This is a genomic window from Methylophilus sp. 3sh_L, assembly GCF_046766015.1.
Taxonomy (GTDB): domain Bacteria; phylum Pseudomonadota; class Gammaproteobacteria; order Burkholderiales; family Methylophilaceae; genus Methylophilus.
Genome location: NZ_JBKOUF010000005.1, coordinates 1 through 17,930 on the forward strand (window position 1 = coordinate 1; position 17,930 = coordinate 17,930).

The 17,930-nt window shown below is 51.8% G+C and carries 14 protein-coding genes, 1 tRNA gene and 1 pseudogene; 2 read left to right on the forward strand and 14 right to left on the reverse strand.

From position 1 onward, the window contains the following. Positions 1-123: 123 nt before the first annotated feature. From ACIDF8_RS10450 to ACIDF8_RS10500, 11 genes are all read right to left on the reverse strand, one after another. Positions 124-200 (reverse strand) — tRNA-Met (locus ACIDF8_RS10450). 75 nt (positions 201-275) lie between these two features. Then, on the reverse strand, positions 276-2,012 hold the full coding sequence (gene msbA / locus ACIDF8_RS10455) for a lipid A export permease/ATP-binding protein MsbA (RefSeq protein ID WP_412010558.1): 1,737 nt from the start codon (positions 2,010-2,012) through the stop codon (positions 276-278). A gap of 19 nt (positions 2,013-2,031) precedes the next feature. Then, positions 2,032-3,012: a glycosyltransferase family 9 protein gene (locus ACIDF8_RS10460; RefSeq protein ID WP_412010559.1), complete on the reverse strand. Its 981-nt coding sequence runs from the start codon at positions 3,010-3,012 to the stop codon at positions 2,032-2,034. 7 nt (positions 3,013-3,019) lie between these two features. Then, entirely contained in the window at positions 3,020-4,084 is a 1,065-nt protein-coding gene (locus tag ACIDF8_RS10465; RefSeq protein ID WP_412010560.1) for a glycosyltransferase, read from the reverse strand. Beyond that, positions 4,077-5,195, reverse strand: a complete 1,119-nt coding sequence (locus tag ACIDF8_RS10470; RefSeq protein WP_412010561.1) for a glycosyltransferase family 9 protein — start codon at positions 5,193-5,195, stop codon at positions 4,077-4,079. The genes ACIDF8_RS10465 and ACIDF8_RS10470 overlap by 8 nt, the downstream gene beginning before the upstream one ends. After that, on the reverse strand, positions 5,179-6,465 hold the full coding sequence (locus tag ACIDF8_RS10475; protein WP_412010562.1) for an O-antigen ligase family protein: 1,287 nt from the start codon (positions 6,463-6,465) through the stop codon (positions 5,179-5,181). The genes ACIDF8_RS10470 and ACIDF8_RS10475 overlap by 17 nt, the downstream gene beginning before the upstream one ends. Further along, positions 6,462-7,589: a glycosyltransferase gene (locus tag ACIDF8_RS10480; RefSeq protein ID WP_412010563.1), complete on the reverse strand. Its 1,128-nt coding sequence runs from the start codon at positions 7,587-7,589 to the stop codon at positions 6,462-6,464. The genes ACIDF8_RS10475 and ACIDF8_RS10480 overlap by 4 nt, the downstream gene beginning before the upstream one ends. A 16-nt stretch (positions 7,590-7,605) precedes the next feature. Next, entirely contained in the window at positions 7,606-8,571 is a 966-nt protein-coding gene (locus ACIDF8_RS10485; protein WP_412010564.1) for a mitochondrial fission ELM1 family protein, read from the reverse strand. Positions 8,572-8,688: 117 nt separating this feature from the next. Further along, entirely contained in the window at positions 8,689-9,459 is a 771-nt protein-coding gene (locus ACIDF8_RS10490; protein WP_412010565.1) for a DUF4197 domain-containing protein, read from the reverse strand. 98 nt (positions 9,460-9,557) lie between these two features. After that, the gene (locus tag ACIDF8_RS10495; RefSeq protein WP_412010566.1) at positions 9,558-12,059 is read right to left on the reverse strand and encodes a glycogen/starch/alpha-glucan phosphorylase; all 2,502 of its coding nucleotides are present in this window, start codon (positions 12,057-12,059) and stop codon (positions 9,558-9,560) included. A 156-nt stretch (positions 12,060-12,215) separates the two neighbouring features. After that, entirely contained in the window at positions 12,216-13,463 is a 1,248-nt protein-coding gene (locus ACIDF8_RS10500) for an OmpP1/FadL family transporter (RefSeq protein WP_412010567.1), read from the reverse strand. 313 nt (positions 13,464-13,776) lie between these two features. Here ACIDF8_RS10500 and ACIDF8_RS10505 point away from each other — a divergent pair, with 313 nt between their 5' ends. After that, positions 13,777-14,136, forward strand: coding sequence for a hypothetical protein (locus ACIDF8_RS10505; protein ID WP_412010729.1), 360 nt, complete (start codon positions 13,777-13,779; stop codon positions 14,134-14,136). Positions 14,137-14,229: 93 nt separating this feature from the next. Here the strand turns inward: ACIDF8_RS10505 and ACIDF8_RS10510 are convergent. The 3 genes and pseudogenes from ACIDF8_RS10510 to htpG form a co-directional block, all read right to left on the reverse strand. Continuing rightward, a pseudogene (locus ACIDF8_RS10510) lies at positions 14,230-14,412 on the reverse strand (HNH endonuclease); the annotation flags it as partial. 26 nt (positions 14,413-14,438) lie between these two features. After that, on the reverse strand, positions 14,439-14,795 hold the full coding sequence (locus ACIDF8_RS10515) for a hypothetical protein (RefSeq protein ID WP_412010568.1): 357 nt from the start codon (positions 14,793-14,795) through the stop codon (positions 14,439-14,441). A gap of 314 nt (positions 14,796-15,109) precedes the next feature. Further along, positions 15,110-17,005 carry a molecular chaperone HtpG gene (gene htpG, locus ACIDF8_RS10520; RefSeq protein ID WP_412010569.1) on the reverse strand — a complete coding sequence of 632 codons (1,896 nt, stop codon included), beginning with the start codon at positions 17,003-17,005 and terminating at the stop codon, positions 15,110-15,112. A 268-nt stretch (positions 17,006-17,273) separates the two neighbouring features. Between htpG and ACIDF8_RS10525 the strand changes: the two genes are divergently transcribed. Then, the gene (locus tag ACIDF8_RS10525) at positions 17,274-17,906 is read left to right on the forward strand and encodes a diguanylate cyclase (protein WP_412010570.1); all 633 of its coding nucleotides are present in this window, start codon (positions 17,274-17,276) and stop codon (positions 17,904-17,906) included. Positions 17,907-17,930: the final 24 nt, after the last annotated feature.

The window sequence follows — 17,930 nt, forward strand, 5'->3', positions numbered from 1 at the left end:
TTTTAAAGAACAGTGCCTCGAAGGCTTTTTAAACTTCGCTTCGTTTCAAGCGAAGCGCGCATTATACAGAGGTTTTTCGTTCGGTCAAGCATTAAATTCATTTATAAAACTTAATTGCTTAGTTGGTTGCGGGAACAGGATTTGAACCTGTGACCTTCGGGTTATGAGCCCGACGAGCTGCCAGACTGCTCCATCCCGCGTCCGAATCGACTTGTAAAACATGTGTTGCGTCGAGAGGTGAGACTATAGCAAACTTTCAAAAACCGTGTCAACAGTTATTTGCTTTTACCATACAGATTGTAGAGCGTTGCATATTTGCCACCCGCCTGCATCAATTGCTCATGCACCCCTTCTTCTACGATACGCCCTTCATCCATCACGATGATTCGGCTGGCATGCTGAATCGTGGAAAGGCGGTGCGCAATCATAATAGTGGTTCTACCTTGCATGAGCTGAGTCAGTGCTGCTTGCACGTTGTGTTCAGATTCATTATCCAAGGCGGAAGTTGCTTCATCCAAAATCAGGATCGGTGCATTCTTGAGCATGGCACGCGCGATCGACAGTCTCTGGCGCTGGCCACCTGATAGCCGCAAGCCTCTGTCTCCGATATGCGTATCCAATTGCTGAGGGAGTTTTTCGATAAACTCCCAGGCATGGGCCGCCTTGGCTGCTGCGATAACAGCTTCTCTGGAGGCGCCCCGCAAACTGCCGTAAGCAATGTTGTGGTAAATACTGTCATTAAACAAGACCGTTTCTTGACTGACAAACGCAAACTGCTGCCTTAGTTCAAGCAACGCCAGTTGCTGGATAGGTAAATCATTAATCAGCAGTCTTCCTTGCTGCACCTCATGAAAACGGGGTAACAAATGCGCGAGCGTAGACTTGCCGCCGCCGGACATCCCAACCAAGGCAACTGTTTCACCCGCATGAATGGTCAGGTTGAGCTCTTTTAACGCGGGACTGTTTGCGTGCGGATACTGAAAAGTGACCTGCTCAAAACGGATTTGACGGATAGGCTCAGCTAAAGCCAACTGACCTTGATTATTTTCGGCAGGGGTATCCAGCACGGCAAACACACTTTGGCAGGCAGCAACCGCAATTTGGACATCCTCATTCACAGAGGCAATCGCTTTCACCGGGCCAATCAACATCAGCAACGCGCCGATAAACGCCGCAAACTCCCCCGCGGTAAACTGGCCGGCGGAATAATAGATCACCATCGACAAGGCAATGGCCGCCAGCATCTCGACAAACATGCTGTTTAGGCCAGAGATGCGCCCCAGCCTGACTGTCATTTGCCTATTCGTGGCGACAATCTGGCTAAAGCGCTCATACTCATATTGCTCACCGCCAAACACCTTGACCACGCGCTGCCCACTCGCAGCCTCTTCGATCACCTGCGTCATGTCAGACATGCTGGCTTGCACTTGGCGACCGGAGTTACGCAACTTGGGCGTCATTTTTTTCAAATTTCTGGCAATCAGCGGCGACAAAAACAAAAATACCAATGTCAGCTTCCAGTCCAGATAGAGCATATAAGAAACAATACCAATGATGGTCAAACTATCGCGCACAGAGGAGATAACGACTTTAGTGACTGCGCTATATAACTGCTCACAGTCAAACGTCATTTTGGTGGTGATGTTGGCAATGGCGTGTTGATCAAAAAAACTGGCAGGGAGTTTAAGCATGTGTGCAAATACCTGATTGCGCACATCCTCGATGACTCTTCGCCCGACAATTCTGATCAGGTAGTTGGAGCCGAATCCCGCCAATGCACGTACCAGCAACAAGCCCCCCAACATCGCAGCCAACGTCAAGCGCGCATAGGTCTGGGTCTGCGTGGTGAATCCTTCATCCGTCACATGCTTGATCGTACTCAGGAACCCGGTGTTACTGGCCGACAAGATCACCAGGCAAACCAAAGCCAGACAAAATGTGGCCCAATAAGGTTTGAGGTAGGCCATAAGCCTGGTCAATTGCGCATAAGCGCTGGGAGTGTGATTAATCATGGTGAAAACGAATGTTTTTTTATGATCGCTGGGCGACCTTTAATGAAAGCGATTGGTGATCGGGTTCGACCTGGGCATTGACAGCGATCTCAGCTAACAAGCCCCGCAAGCGAGCAATCACAGTTTCTACATCAATCCCCAGAATATCCTGTTGTGCATCTTGAATAAAGTGTGCGCGCTGCGACCAAGGCAAGTAACGGACTGGCGAACCGGGGCCAAATAAGGTCAAAGTCGCCAAACCAGCCGCTGCAGCCATGTGCCCGAGCCCCGAATCATTGCCCAGATAGCCATCACACTTTTGCAGCAAGGCAAAAGATTGTGGCAAGGTTAATCGACCACACGCGACCAGCACCGGGAGTTGAGCCAAGGCACTAAAGCGTTGCGCAAGGGCAGTCTCAGCCTGCGACCCTAAAAGCACCACCCCCGAAATCTCCGCAGCCAGTGCATTGGCGACCGCCGCATAGCGTTCGACGGGCCAGACTTTACCTGCAAAGTTTGCCCCGGGCCCGATGGCCAGCCAGCGCCCGTGCCCCAACAGGGGAAAAAGGTCTGCAACCAAGGCATGGTCTTGTGCGCTGGCCCATAAGGTTGCTGGGGGCTGCAGGTTACCTACCAGCGCCTGCACCGCGGCCAGATGCTTTTCTGCCGAGTGCAGATGCATGGTGCTGGCATTGGAGTGTTTTTTAAACACTTGCTTTGCCCGCAGCAAATAAGGCAAAAAGTCCGTGCGCAGATCCACCAGGATGTCATAACGGGTCTTTCTCAACAAACGGATCAATTGCATATATCCTGCCCAGCCTGAGCGTTTGTCGCGCACAAAAATGCGGTCTATATAAGGACAGGACGTAAACAAGGCGGAAGAACGGACATCGCTCACGAGATCGATGCGTGCCTCAGGCATACGCGCATGCAGGGCCTCCATTACCGGCGTGGTCAGGATAGCATCGCCAATGTTGGAAAGCGTAATCATCAGAATACGGGGGTGTACGGGAGTCATCATACTTAACTTAAATACGCCCCAAAGGCAGCCCGAGCTTGATTAACGCCGCGTTTAATTGCTGCTCTAGTTGTGCTGGCGAAAAGTACTGGTTATACAAGGTCCGTGCTGCCAACTTTTTGTCATGCGGCTGATGGGCGCATTGCATGACCGCCTCTGCCAGCGCAGCCGGATTAGCCGCGTCAATTTGCCACAATCCGCTCAATGGCCCGTTGGGCAGCCCTGCAGGATAAGCCGTACTGTTGCGCGTAATGACAGGACGGGCGCAAGCCAAGCCTTGAAATACTTTGTTAGGAATCACCTGAGCCGCCTTTTGCGAGCCGCCAAACACCCCCAGCACGATATCCGCTTGGGCAATCCGGCCAGGCAAGTCCGTATAAGGCAGACTGTCTTCAAAATGCACATTGGCCAGAGCCGCCGCTTGCTGCCTTGCAGCGGGCTTGGTCGGCCCATCCCCCAACAACACCCAACGCAGATGCGACTGGCCTGCTGTCAGCTTGGCCGCTTCAATCACTGTCTCCACACCATGCAGCGCAATAAAGCTGCCATAAAACAAGACTTCTGTGATCATGGGGCGGGTCTTACCCAGAGAAACCGGCGAAAACAGTGGCTGCTCCGCGCCCACATAGACCACACTGGTTTTTTCTGCCGACAAGCCAAAACGCTCAATAAACATCTGCTGTTGCAGCGCCGTATCCAGCAACACCATATCCGCCGCCTGCAAACACGCAGTCTCGGTGTTGAGCAAACGTAGCGCTTGCGGGCTGTGCTCAGCAAATTTGTTCCGCTCATAAACCTGTTTTTGCCAGGCACTGATAAGCGGGTCAAACACTAATGGCACGCCCCGTTTGCGTGCCCAGCGGCTGGCGGCTGCGACATCACGATGCCTGAAACAGGGCACCCACACCAGATCGGGGGTAGGCACGCCGCTTAACTGTGCTTCGATATCCCCCCAGCCACTCCAGTGTGGCCTGAAGTCGATCAACTCGAAACCTAAAGCCTGCAGCAACTGCCGACAAATACGATTGCGGGAATAATTGAGGTCTGAACGCCCCCACCAAATCACTTTAGGCATGCGGGTGCTTCACTTCCGGCAAATACGGGAGCACTTTATCAGGCGTCAACTGACGCATGCAGGAGTGGTGACAGCATTGCTTGGCATAGCAGTTTTTACATGGCACATCGAGCTGCAAGGCGAAAATCTGTGCACCCACCGGTTTCACCCGTAGGGGGTTGGTCGGCCCACAAAGTACCACCATAGGCGTAGCGGTGGTGGCTGCCAAATGCGCAGTGCCGGTATCGTTAGCAACAATATATTGCGCCCGCGCACAAATCGCCGGCACCGCCAGCAAGGGGGTCTGTCCGCATAAATTCACCACCTGCGCAGGATGACGGCTGGCAATCTGCGCACACGCCTCGGCCTCATCTTTTCCACCCAATAACACCACGCGTTCCCCACGGGCAATACAATGCGTCACCAGCGCAGCATACTGTTCGCTGCCCCAGCGCTTGGTCACCATCCCTGCATGGCTACCACATAAAAATACCGCAAAAGGTTGGGACAACAGTCCATGCATCTCTAATAGCTGCTCGGCAGTTGCCTGCGCAGCAGCGCTCACAGCCAACTTCGGCCCTGTGGTCAAAGCTGGAATGCCTGCTGTGATTAAGGTCTGCTGCAAGATTTGAAAACTATGCGCTTGCGGCAATGCATGAATTTGACGGACCGTGTAGGGAAAGCGCGCATGATTGCCCAACAGCCACCTGGGCGCGCGACCACTCAATCGCAACAGGCTCAATAACAGCCGGCTTTTATCATTGGTTTGCAAATCAATGATTAAGTCATACTGCATGGCTGCTACTTCAGCCAGCCACTGCCGGTAAATACGCCAACGCCCTGATTTTTGCTGCAGGTTCATACCCCATACGCGCTCAAACCGGGGATCATCCGCAAACAAAGACTGCCAGGCAGGCAAGGTATTTAAATGCAAGACGGCCTGTGGAAACGCCTGTCGGATATCCTCAATGGCCGCCGTACTCATTACAATGTCACCCATGCCACCCCATTTAATGATGAGGATACGTTTGATCTCCTGACGGGCGGGCAAATCGCAGACTACGGTCTGATCAAGTGGTTCAGCCAGGCAGTCAGCATCAACATAACTTTTCAGGCTAACTTGCTTGTACATCCTGATCCTTTTGCAGACTGGCAATCATTAGACAAGCCAATAGCATGAGCACTGGAAACCACCAAGGCACTAGCATGGGTTGTGTGGTGTTGAGCGGAAAATAAATCACCAGGAGTGGCAAAGCATATGGCCAGGCTTGCTGCTGCAGCGGATTGGCCGCTTGTCTGAACCAGATCACACATAACCCCATGATCGCGACCAGGCCGATGCCACCCACCAAACCGGTTTCGGCCAGCCACTCAACATAAATATTATGGGTATGGGTAGGATGCGTCACAAAAGGGTCATCGCTACGCGTGGCATACTCGGCATAAACCCGTTTGAAGTGATTGCTGCCGACTCCGGTGAGCGGATGAGCCTGCCACATGTGCAGCCCGGTTTCCCACAAATTGAGGCGGTAGCTCAACGCGTGATTCAAACGGTCAAACGTCGACTGCTGTGTATCCGCAATCGCCTGCGTATGCTGCAGTTTATATTTGGCCAGTTGCGGGCTCAACGCACCAGCCAATGCCACAGCCAGCAATGGCACACAAAGTGCTGCTGCCCACACTTTCCAGTTGGGCCGTTGCTGCCACAAGGCCAGTAACAACATCAGCAAAAATATATATAAGTATCCCCTGGCCCCAGAGAGCGTCACCACCACGCCAACGCCAACTACCAGCCCCCATGCCAGCCAGGGGCGCTTGGGCAACCAGTGATAAAACACCAACGGCAACATGGGCAGCATCAGGATCCCCTGGTGCAAGTCATGAAACATGCCGGTAATGCGGCCTTCTGCTGTTTTGGTAATGCCGAGCAGATCAACCCCGCACACATATTGCACCGTGCTATCCAGCATCCACAACAACAGGATGCCCGTCACCCATTGTGCGAACAGCTGGCGATAGCGGGTCACCTGGAATGTCAGCAATAATGGCAACGCCGCAAAATACAGCAGGCTAAACCAGGCAATCGCCACTAAACTGGCTTGTGGGTGTTGTGCCTGCAGGCACGAGAGCCACATCGGCAACCACAACAACAAAAAGACCGCACTCCAGCGACGCACAACAGTCTGGCTGAATATCGCCCTCCCCGACCTAAAGCATAAAAACACGCCCACCATGGCCAGCACAGCGGTAGGCAAACGGGCCCCGCCAGAAAACGGACTCCAGGCGATCATCATCACCGCCAGCAAGGTGCAAGCCCAAGCCAAGCGCGGCGGCATCCGCACCTCAGTGCTGTCTGCCCATCCTGAAGGCCGGGCTTTAAACATTGCGCGTGCAAACATCATGAGTTCACATCCAAAGGATGAGCCATGACATGCTGGTATACCTCCAGCGTTTTCTGTTGCATGTCGGCTAAGGTAAACAGGGTATTTGGGCGAACCGCAGGCCGCTCTTCCAGCCAATTCAGGGTCAGAATCGCCGCTTCTGCAATATTGCCCACTTGCACCGCGCCCTCTGGTAATAGGGCCGCCATTTGCTCTGCCACGCCACCATGGTCATATGCAATCACGGGCACCCCCAGGCTCAATGCCTCCAGGGTGGTGCGTCCAAACGCCTCAGGGGCCAAAGAGAGTGAATAAACAATCTCGGCAATGGCCATGATCTGTTTCACATCTTTGCGGTAACCCGTCAATGTAATGCAATCGTTCAGGCCGGCCAGCGTAATCTGCCGTTGCAAAGTGTCGGCGAATGCCTGCTTGCTTTCATCGACCTCCCCCACCAGCAGGGCATGGATATCTTTATGCTGCCGACGCACTACGCCCACCAGTTCGACAAAGTCCTCCGCCCCTTTCCAGCGCGAGATTCTCGCTGGCAATACCAACAGGCGCTTGCCTTTTGTTTGCGGATAGTCAGCAAACCATTGCTTCTTCCACGCCGCGTCTGGCTGGTAGCCAGGCGCATACTGAGAAGTATCTACCCCCCGGTAAATCAGCGTCATTCTGTGGTCTTGCAGCTGGTAGTGCTTTTGCGCATAAGCTTGTATCGTTTTCGAGATCACAATCACCTGTTCGCCAGCAGTCATGATCCGGCTATACCGGCCAGGCCGATAATAGCCATGCACTGTCGTCACCAGGCGCGGACGCTGCGCACGTGGCATGGTTCTCCAGGCCCAATACACCACCCAGGCCGGAAAACGCGAACGAACATGGACAATATCCACCTGCATTTGCCGCCAAATGCGTTGTAATTTGGGAATCCATAACAAGGTCAGTAATGATTTACGCCCGACCGGACAGGTCAAGTGCGTGCTTCCAGCGGCTTCAAGCTCGGCCACCATACGCCCACCTGCAGACATCACCAATGAGCGGTGCCCTTGTGCGACCAGATAAGCCGCCACCTCCAGGGTGCCGCGCTCCACGCCGCCTGATTGCAAGGCAGGCAGCACTTGTAAAACCGTGAGTTTTCGCAAAAGCAGACTTCAGCAACTAGATTAATCGCGACACCAGCCGACTGGACACAGGACGATTGAAATGGGTCAATAACAAGTCGCAGCAACGGCTGGCCTCATTAAAGCCGAGCACCGGACGCATATATTGGCGATACAAGCCATAAGGGTCATAGCGGGTCACCAGCTGGCGGTCTATCAGTTTTTCGATGCCGCGGCTCACCCGGCTAGCATGCTTGGGAGAAAGGTTAATGATGCCGACGGCGACCTGCGCAGTCAGCGCCTCATATACCATAGAGACAGAATCCTCAGTCACCCAGGCAGCCGTCACGGACGCCAGTTTGGTGGGCAACCAGTCCGGGCTGGTATCTGTCATCGCCACAATTTCGAGATTGGCTAAGCGGACACGCTGCATGGCCGAAATAAAACTGGCCGGCGTCCGCCGCGAGGTCGTCAACACATAATGCTGATCAGGATGCTTGCGTACCAAGTCGTAAACCTGTGCAACCACGCCCAGCTCATCCCATTCAAAATGCTTGCTGGGCCCGCCTATCATGATGAGCACTTGCTCGGTTTGCTGCAGTTTATTGGCAGGCTGGATGTGATTGATGACGCCGCGGGTTTCGATAAAGTTGGCAAACCCACGGTATTGGTCATGCTCGGGGATCAGGCACACATCAAACAGTTCTGCGGGCAAGCTAGGCTGCATCATGCAAACGGTTTTGCCGCCATAGGCACGCTTCGCCGCCAACAGATGCGCATGGGTGGCATGACCAGCGCCAACAATCAGATCAGGAGTTGGCAACGCTTTGCCTACAGGCCATTGCCCAAGCAACCATGACAGCCAGCCATGACCGGCTTCTGCAATGCGGATATCAAACACTTGCACGGCCATTCTAGCCTGCAAGGCTTGCACCAGCCCTTGCGACTGATGCTCATGCCCCGGCTTGCCATCCAGCAAACGCCAAACCACGAATGTATGAGTTGAATGATTTTCTCTGACCATATGCATCACCTGCGATGTCTACGCAGGATAGATGCAGATCATGACGGCTTGATTAAGCCAATATGAATAAATTGTGTCAGCCTATGCGATTAAACACTAGACTGGGGCCATTGCAGATTATTGCGCGGCCGCGCCAAAGACCTTTTTCAGCAGATTGCTGGCTTGCCCCACCGGATCCTGGCGGATCGCGGCTTCTTCCTTGGCAATCATCAGATAAACACCGTCCAATGCTTTTTGTGTCACATACTGGTTGATATTAGCATCTTCTTTTTTAATCAACCCAAACTGGCTGCCCATTTCAGCATACTTGTTATAAGTGTCGGCCAGCTTCACATTGGCAGTGGCCTTTTGCACAATGGGCAAAAACTTGGCCGCCATGTCAGTCGCGGTGGTTTTCTTGAAGTATTGCGTGGCAGCATCTTGCGGTCCAGTCAAAATGCCTTTGGCATCGGTCAGCGACATTTGCTTGACCGAGTTTAACAATAGGGCCTTTGCTTCGGGCACGGCCTGCTCGGCGGCGCGGTTCATTTTAAGCACCAACTCATCTGCCTGGCTGCCCATGCCTATCATGCGCATGCCTTTTTCAATCTTTTTTAACGAATCAGGTAACGGAATCTTGACCTCCTGGTTGCCCATAAAGCCGTCCGTCGCCCCCAGCATGCTGACGGCTTTGCTGGCGCCTTGGCTCAGTGCCAGCTTCAGGCCATCAGCGGTTTCTTTTTCGCTTAACTGGCTCACTGCACCGTTATCACTACGGCCGCTGGTCGAGCTATTTACCTCTTTCTCCACCATGTCGCCCAGCGCTTTTAGGTCCAATGCCTGCGCCTCCATGCCGATGACATGGGTTAGTAATACGGCAGTCAAGATCAGTTTGGCGGTTTTTTTCATGTGGTCAGTTCTCTTAAAAATTGAGCGCAGTGTACCCAGAAAACACAAAGCAAGTCCAGCGGACTTGCTTTGTTGGGGCTTGCGCAAAAGCAGGCGGCTTAAGCTTTAAACGGCTTCACATTCCAGATACGTTCAGCGTATTCACCGATGGTGCGGTCACTGGAAAACTTGGCCATGCGCGCCACGTTTAAAATCGCCATACGGGACCAGGCTTCCTGATCTTGATACAAGGCAGCCACTTTCTCCTGCGCCTCAACATAAGCCGCATAATCAGCCAGTAACAGGTATTGATCCCCTTTGTGCAACAGCGTATCAATAATGGCCTGGTAGCGTGAAGGCTCCTCTACCGAGAAATAACCATTAGCAATCATGTCGATGACCTGTTTGAGCTCACTGTTGCCATGGTAGTAATCCCATGGGTTATAACTGGTGGCTTTCAGCTGCGCGACTTCAGGGGTGGTCAGACCAAAGATAAAGATATTGTCATCGCCCACCTCTTCCATGATCTCCACATTCGCCCCATCCAGCGTGCCTATGGTGAGGGCGCCATTCAGCGCCATTTTCATATTACCGGTGCCACTGGCCTCGGTGCCTGCGGTCGAGATCTGCTCTGAAAGATCCGCGCCCGGGAAGAGGATTTCCGCCGCACTGACTTCATAGTTAGGATAAAACACCACTTTCAACTGGCCTTTGACCGCCGGGTCGTTATTGATCATCACCGCCACATCGTTGATCAGGCGGATGATCTGCTTGGCCAACCAGTAGCCAGGCGCCGCCTTGCCTGCAAAAATGATCACCCGTGGCGTGTGATGGCTGGCATGACCGCTACGAATCCGGTTATACAGCGTGATCACATGCAGCACATTGAGCAACTGGCGCTTGTACTCATGAATACGCTTGATTTGCACGTCAAACAAGGCATCCGCGCTGACCGCAATACCCGTCTTCTGCAAAATCTTGTCGGCCAGGCGCTGCTTATTGGCTTTTTTCACTTCGCGGAACGCTTTTCTAAAGGCGGCATTGTCCGCAAACGGTTCGATCTGCTTGATCAGGCTCAGGTCTTTCTGAAAGCCGGTGCCAATATGCTTGGTCAACAACTCGGTGAGCAACGGGTTGGCCTGGTTCAACCAGCGACGGGGCGTGATGCCATTGGTCACATTGGTGAACTTGCCGGGGTAAATTTTGCTGAAATCAGCAAACAGCGTGGTTTTCAACAACTCGCTATGCAACTCGGCCACGCCATTCACGGTATGGCTGCCCACAATCGCCAAATGCGCCATGCGCACACGGCGGCCGTGGGTTTCGTCGATGATGGACACACGCTGCAACAAGCCGGTATCGCCAGGGAAGTGCTGGTTCACCATTTGCAAGAACTGGTGGTTAATCTCGTAAATGATTTCGAGATGGCGTGGCAACAATTGTCCAAACATCTCTACCGACCAGGTTTCCAAGGCTTCTGGCATCAGGGTATGGTTGGTGTAGGCAAACATTTTGTTGACCAGCTTCCAGGCACGGTCCCACGGCAAATGGTAGTGATCAACCAGCTGGTGCATCATCTCAGCCACCGCAATCGCCGGGTGAGTATCATTCAGCTGGATGGCGACCTTGTCTGGTAGCGTATTCCAGTCAGCGTTGTAGTTGGTAAAGCGGTGCAAAATATCCTGGGTAGAGGCCGAAACAAAGAAATACTGTTGTTTAAGGCGCAGCACCTTGCCAGACTCAGAGGTGTCGTTTGGATACAGCACTTGTGAAATGGTCTCAGCGCCATGACGGCCTTCAACTGATTTTTCGTAGTTGCCTTCATTAAACGACTTCAAATCAAATTCATGCGTGGCCTTGGCCGACCACAAGCGCAGGTTATTCACGGTTTGCGTGCCATAACCAGGCACAGGCACATCATAAGGCATGGCGACCACCGTTTCATGGTCTACCCAGTGGTGCTCGACACCACGCTCAGTATGCACATGCAACACGCGGCCATAAAACTTCACTTCGCAGGTATGCTCAGGCCGCTGGATCTCCCAGATATTCTGGTAGCGCAACCAGTTATCCGGGTTTTCTTTTTGCTGGCCTTTTTCAATGGTTTGCCTAAACATGCCATAGTCGTAACGGATGCCATAGCCGGTGGCCGGAATATCCATGGTCGCCATTGAGTCGACAAAACAGGCGGCCAAGCGCCCCAAGCCACCATTGCCCAACGCCGCATCGGGTTCCATCTCGGCCACGCCTTCAAGCTTCTGGCCAATCTCCTGCAAGCCCTCGCTTAGATCGGGTGCAATGCCCAAATTCAGTGCGGCATTTGACAGCATCCGGCCAATCAAAAACTCCAGGGATAAGTAATAAACGCGCTTGGTATTGGCATCGCGATAAGCATCGCGGGTATTCACCCAGCGGCTCATCAAGTGGTCGCGCACGGTAAACGCAGCCGTTTGGTACCAATCCCGCGCCGTAGCCCAAGAGTTTGATTTACCAATAGAAAAAGTCAGGTGATTACGCAAAGCCTGGGGGATAGGCAATTGCTCTAACAAAAACTCTTCAACTGGTTGCGCAGTTTCGATGGGTGTCTTGGATTTAGGCGTTTTCTTCACATTGGCAGTCATGCATCTTCCCCTTGAGTTTGATTCATAGAATTGCTTTCAGTTAGCAAAAGCAAAAAGCAAGCCTACAGCAAGAATATGTCAGACATAAAAAAAGCCACAAAATTCATGCTGTTGCTTTTGATTATAGCGCCCGTGCTTTGCGGGCAGAGAAGACTTTTACAATTTCCAGGTATAAGCCACGCCCAGTGCATCCTGATACATGCGCAAGTTCGCGTCCCCACCACCAAAGCCAGCGGGGATCGAATTTTGACCGCGTACTGTATTTTCAAAGGCATGCGTATAAGCAAACGAGACTTCCGACGCAGGACTCAATATCCAAGTCGCGCCAATCGACACATGATCCTTCACCACGCCCGGCGCCAGGATATTAAACAGCGTATCGCCCGCTCTAACCGGCTGGTCCACATGGTTATAGCCTGCACGCAAAATCAACGCTGGGCTATATTGATACAACGCACCGATCTTATACACCTTGGCATCCTGCCAGTTAAACCCGGCGCCATTATCGTTACCCAAGCCATTGCTCAAGTTAGATAAAGAGGCGTTACCCACCGCATCTACCTCACTGTAATTGATGCGCTGAAAATCCGCGGCCAAAGTCAGCGTCGGCGTCACTTTCACCGCCAACCCCACGCCATAGGTGGAAGGGATATCAAAGTCACCGTGCTCAGCAAACAGCCCCTTGTACTTATCGAATCGGCTCATATAAGTTCGACTCTGGTAGGTTGCCCCCAGCGTCACGGCATCCGTAATCTCGCCCAGCCAGCCAATATGCACGCCAGCGCCATAAGAATCATCATGCCCGTTATTCGTCAGGTTGGCCGCTGAACTACTCTGATTGCTAAAGTTTTGCAGGCCTTTGGCCTCAAACCGCTGATAGGCCAAGTTCAAAGACACGCCCAGCGTGTGATGTTCATGCACTTTCCAAGTCACAGTCGGCGCCAAAAACACCTGCGCCAAATCCACACCCGTGCGGCGACCATTACTGTTAAACAGCGGAATCCCCTTTTTGTAGTCGGTATTCATGCCGCCATTACCGTAAACACTGACACCCAGCGTGACATCCTCAGAATATTGCGTGTTGTAGCCGAACTCGGGAATAAAAAAATTCTGGCTATCATTGCCTTTGTAAGTCCCATTAGCCCCTGGCGCACCACTGCCTTCAATCTCCGATTCACGCACAGGCCTGAACCAGGTCACGCCCGCATCCACACGACTCCCGACCTTCCCCATGCCCGCCGGGTTAGTTGCAGCTGCCAGCGCATCTTGTGGCAAAGCGATGCCTACCCCACCAACACCTTGAGAGCGAGCACTATAGCCATGCGAAAAATAACCATCGGTCGCCCACGCATTGCCAAACGAAAAAGCGATTGCTACCGGAATAATTTTTGACCACTTATACATCTCAATCCTTCAATAACCTTGTTGGATTGCAATATATCAAGCGTTTAAAATTCCAATAAATAATATATAAAAATATACTTATAACTTAAAAATATAAAAACCCGCGGTGCGGGCTTTTATGAAGGATAGGTTAATTAAAGGATACATTGAGTCAATTTGAGCGGGATTGAACGCGCGTAAACCGAGTTAAACGTATTGTTGGCCCGCATTAGCAGACACTCCGAATAACGCGGAACTCGGGGACTGGCAAACTCTCTGGCGGCGGAGGCAATGCTCGACCCTCTAACGGGACCATCGTAGTAACTCCCGGGAGATGCATAACCGACACCAGTACTCCGTCCTGCTCGACGATTTCAATGGACGCATCTTCAGAGGTTTCCGAAGCGAAAAACTCTTCTGGTGCGGTGCGAAGAATGAACCACCATTGATCGCCTTTGCTTGGCGCTCTGGCAAAGGACCTAGCCTCTCTGACACGGTCGGACGCTGCGACGGGATAGAAATGCTTGCCCAACTGCTCAAGCCCAATCTTCAAGAGCATGCGCGCTACGGCCAATGGCTCAGAGACTTCAGCGACGATACTAAATTGGTTAACCTGCCCCTGCTCAATGAGGCTCCTCAACCGTTGGTCTCGGGGCTCAAGATGGACAACCCCAAGTACTCCGGACGCCTCTAGTTGGCCTAGTTTCGTGCTCATCTGAACGAAACGTCCCTTCTTCGAGGGCACGCCCTGCAAAAGGCGATAGCCGTTGAAGGGAAAGCTCTGCAGCGCTTTAGCCTCGACCTTCTGACCGAAGTATTGGTTGCAGCGATCACAGGTAACTCCGGAGCGGCCAATCGGGGAGCCCTTTCCCCCTAAAGATTCTGGGACGATGTGGGCGACGGACGTGCTCTCGCATCCGAAGCAAAAGATACATGCGATAGAGCTACGCTCGGTCATGATGCATAACATTTCGATTAACCGAGTTGAAGAACTTGTCAGACGCTATAGTTGTAGTACTTTGAAGTCTCGTAATCGTAGACTGATATCGAATTGCCATTGATTGTCCCGCTGAAATGTTTTCCAGTGTCATAGTCGTAACCATCAAAATTGCTGCCATTCAGCTTCAGCTGTACATGCTTGGAATTGTGATAATCGTAAAAGTCTAATGATCCCCCGCCACCAGAAAAATGACTGGAAGTCGTGTAATCGTAGCCATTTAGCGAGCCACCCTTAACACTCGCAGAGATGGTCCGATATCCACTATTCGAATAGTCATAGACGGCAGTAATGTCTTTGTTCAGCGAAGCTGCACCAACTGCTGCAGCTATTCGCGCACGGGTAGTGTCTTTCATCTAATATCCTCGTCAGTCTACCTATTAAGTAGCCATCCCAATTACACTAGGTAATAGAGCGTTAAAATTTTCATTTTTATATAAAATACAATCACTTGATTTAAAAATAGAGAGCGTATTTAACTAGCCAGTTATTGCTTATTTGTTGATAAAATATAATGCCACAGCTGTTAAAAAATCTACTAAAAATTCGTTGTTTTTCTATGCGGGATTGCAGCGTAAGCTTCTATGACGGGACTGGGAATTAATCTTCAATTGCAAAACAAAAAAGCCACCTTTCCGGGTGGCTTTTCTGATGCTTAAAATTCACGAAATTACAAAATCAAGCTATTCATCCGCTTCACAAAACTAGCTGGGTCTTCCAACTGCCCACCTTCTGCCAACAGCGCTTGATCAAACAGCACATGCGCATAATCGGCAAACTTGGCATCATCGCTTTCCGCTTTCAGTTTTTCAACCAGACGGTGGGTCGGGTTAATCTCTAAAATTGGTTTGCTGTCAGGCGCTTTTTGACCGGCGGCTTTGAGGATACGCGCAAGGTTGCCGGACAAATCATGCTCGCCAGCCACCAAACACGCTGGTGAATCAGTCAAGCGGTGCGTCACTTTCACTTCTTTCACGCTCTCGCCCAGCGCGGTTTTAATGCGCTCGACCAGGTCTTTGGCTTGTTCTTCCACCTGTTTTTGCGCTTCTTTGTCGGCTTCGTCTTCCAGCTTGCCGAGGTCTAAGTCACCCTTGGCAATCGACTGCAGTTTTTTGCCTTCAAACTCGGTCAGGCTGCCCAGCAACCACTCATCTACCTTGTCAGACATCAACAACACTTCAATGCCTTTTTTGCGGAAGATTTCCAGGTGTGGCGAGTTCTTCGCTGCGGCAAAGGTATCGGCAGTGATGTAGTAAATTGCCTCTTGCTCGGGCTTCATGCGCTCAATGTAGGCTTTGAGCGAGACATTTTGCTCCTCTGTATCCGCGTGGGTAGAGGCAAAGCGCAACAGGCTGGCGATCTTGTCTTTGTTGGCAAAGTCTTCGCCGGGGCCTTCTTTAAGCACGCGGCCAAACTGTTCCCAGAACTTGGCGTAGTCTTCGGGTTTGTTTTCAGCCAGGTCTTCCAGCAGGCCCAGCACTTTTTTCACGGAGCCGTTTTTAATCGCTTCTACGTCGCGGCTGTCTTGCAGAATTTCGCGCGAGACGTTGAGTGGCAGGTCAGCTGAGTCAATCACGCCGCGCACAAAACGCAGGTATTGCGGCATGAGTTTTTCGGCATCCTCCATGATAAACACGCGCTTCACATACAGCTTGATGCCCTGGCGGCGATCGCGGTCGTATAAATCAAACGGCGCTTTGGCTGGCACATAGAGAAGCGAGATGTATTCTTGCTTACCTTCTACGCGGCTGTGGGTATAGGCCAGCGGATTTTCAAAGTCGTACGAAACGTGTTTGTAAAACTCGTTGTACTCTTCTTCGCTAATGTCGTTTTTGCTGCGTGCCCACAAGGCAGAAGCTTTGTTGACGGTTTCGTCTTCATCGGTGGGGACTTGTTCGCCGTCTTTCCATTCTGATTTTTTCATCACAATCGGCAGGGTGATGTGGTCAGAGTATTTGCGGACGATGGTTTTCAGTTTCCAGTCGTTCAAGAATTCGTCTTCGCCTTCGCGCAGATGCAAAATCACATCGGTGCCGCGACCGGCTTTTTCTGTGGTCTCAATGGTGAAATCGCCTTCACCATGCGACTCCCACTTCACCGCTTCACTCTCGCCCGCGCGGCGGGTAATCAAGGTGACTTTATCGGCAATGATAAAACTGGAGTAAAAACCCACACCAAACTGGCCAATCAGGTTGGCATCTTTGGCTTGGTCGCCGGTCAGGTTCTGGAAGAATTCCTTAGTGCCGGATTTGGCAATGGTACCAATATTGTTGATCACTTCTTCACGGCGCATGCCGATACCATTATCAGAAATGGTCAGCGTGCGGGCTGCTTTATCAAATGAAACTCGAATATTTAACTCGCTGTCATTTTCATACAAAGCAGCATTTGAGATGGCTTCAAAACGCAACTTGTCAGCCGCGTCAGAAGCGTTGGAAATCAATTCGCGCAAGACAATTTCTTTATTGCTATAGAGCGAATGAATCATCAATTGCAGTAATTGTTTGACCTCGGCCTGAAAGCCCATGGTCTGCTTGGATTGCGATTCTGCTGTCGCAGTTGTCATGACAGATCCTCCAAAAACAGGGTTAAACACAAAAATTTAACCCTAGATGGGGAAGCAAAAACCGTTTTTCAAGAGGGGAGATTGTGAAACAGGCGTGGAATGAAGCCAAACCATTATTTAAACCGCTCGGAGTCAAAGAGGTTTCGCCATGAAAGCCCATAAAAAGCTAATTGTTCAAGCAATTAAAACCGATTGATGTGCATGCTTTTTGCTAGGTATTTTGTAACGCAGCATTCTTTGTTCTGATGTCAGGTAAGGAGCGTAGTGTATGAATCTCTTTCACACGTTAATCGAGCAAATGCAGGTCATGAAACTGCCGCTGTATGCAGTCACCTTGACCGCCATCCCACGGGCAGACACGCCGGTATTGCTCATGTTGCATTGGCATGGCTTCCGCAAGCAACCTACCCCGGCCCTCCCCATGCTCAAACCAGTGCTACAGCCTGTACCAGGCTCGGCCTTACAGATCAATGACCGCTGGCGACAGCCTGAAGTCGTCGAAGAGGCGGTGCTGGATGCAGCCTGGCAACTCGGAGCCTGGGACGTACAACGGGAAGAACATCGCGCCTGCACCTGGGTAGGTGCAAGCGAGCAAGAAGCGCTCGCTTGCAAACAAGCCTTTGGCAAATATGATGAGGCGCTCGAAGACGAATTGCTGGTCAGCGATGCCCCAGACCGTGACGAAATGTTGCACCTTGGTGCCAAAGTTGGGTATATACGCTGGCAATTCCGCCCTGTGAATGGCGGTGTCTGGCAATCGACGGCTGAGGATGACACCTTGCTGGAAGATGGAAGAAGGATTCCCCCCTGCCCGATCCGGCCGCTTGCACTGAAAGGGGGCAAATTGAGCAAAACGGCTTATAGATTGGGGCAAATTAACCGGATTATTTTGTTGAAGTAGTTTGTTGAAACCGTTAGCGACACA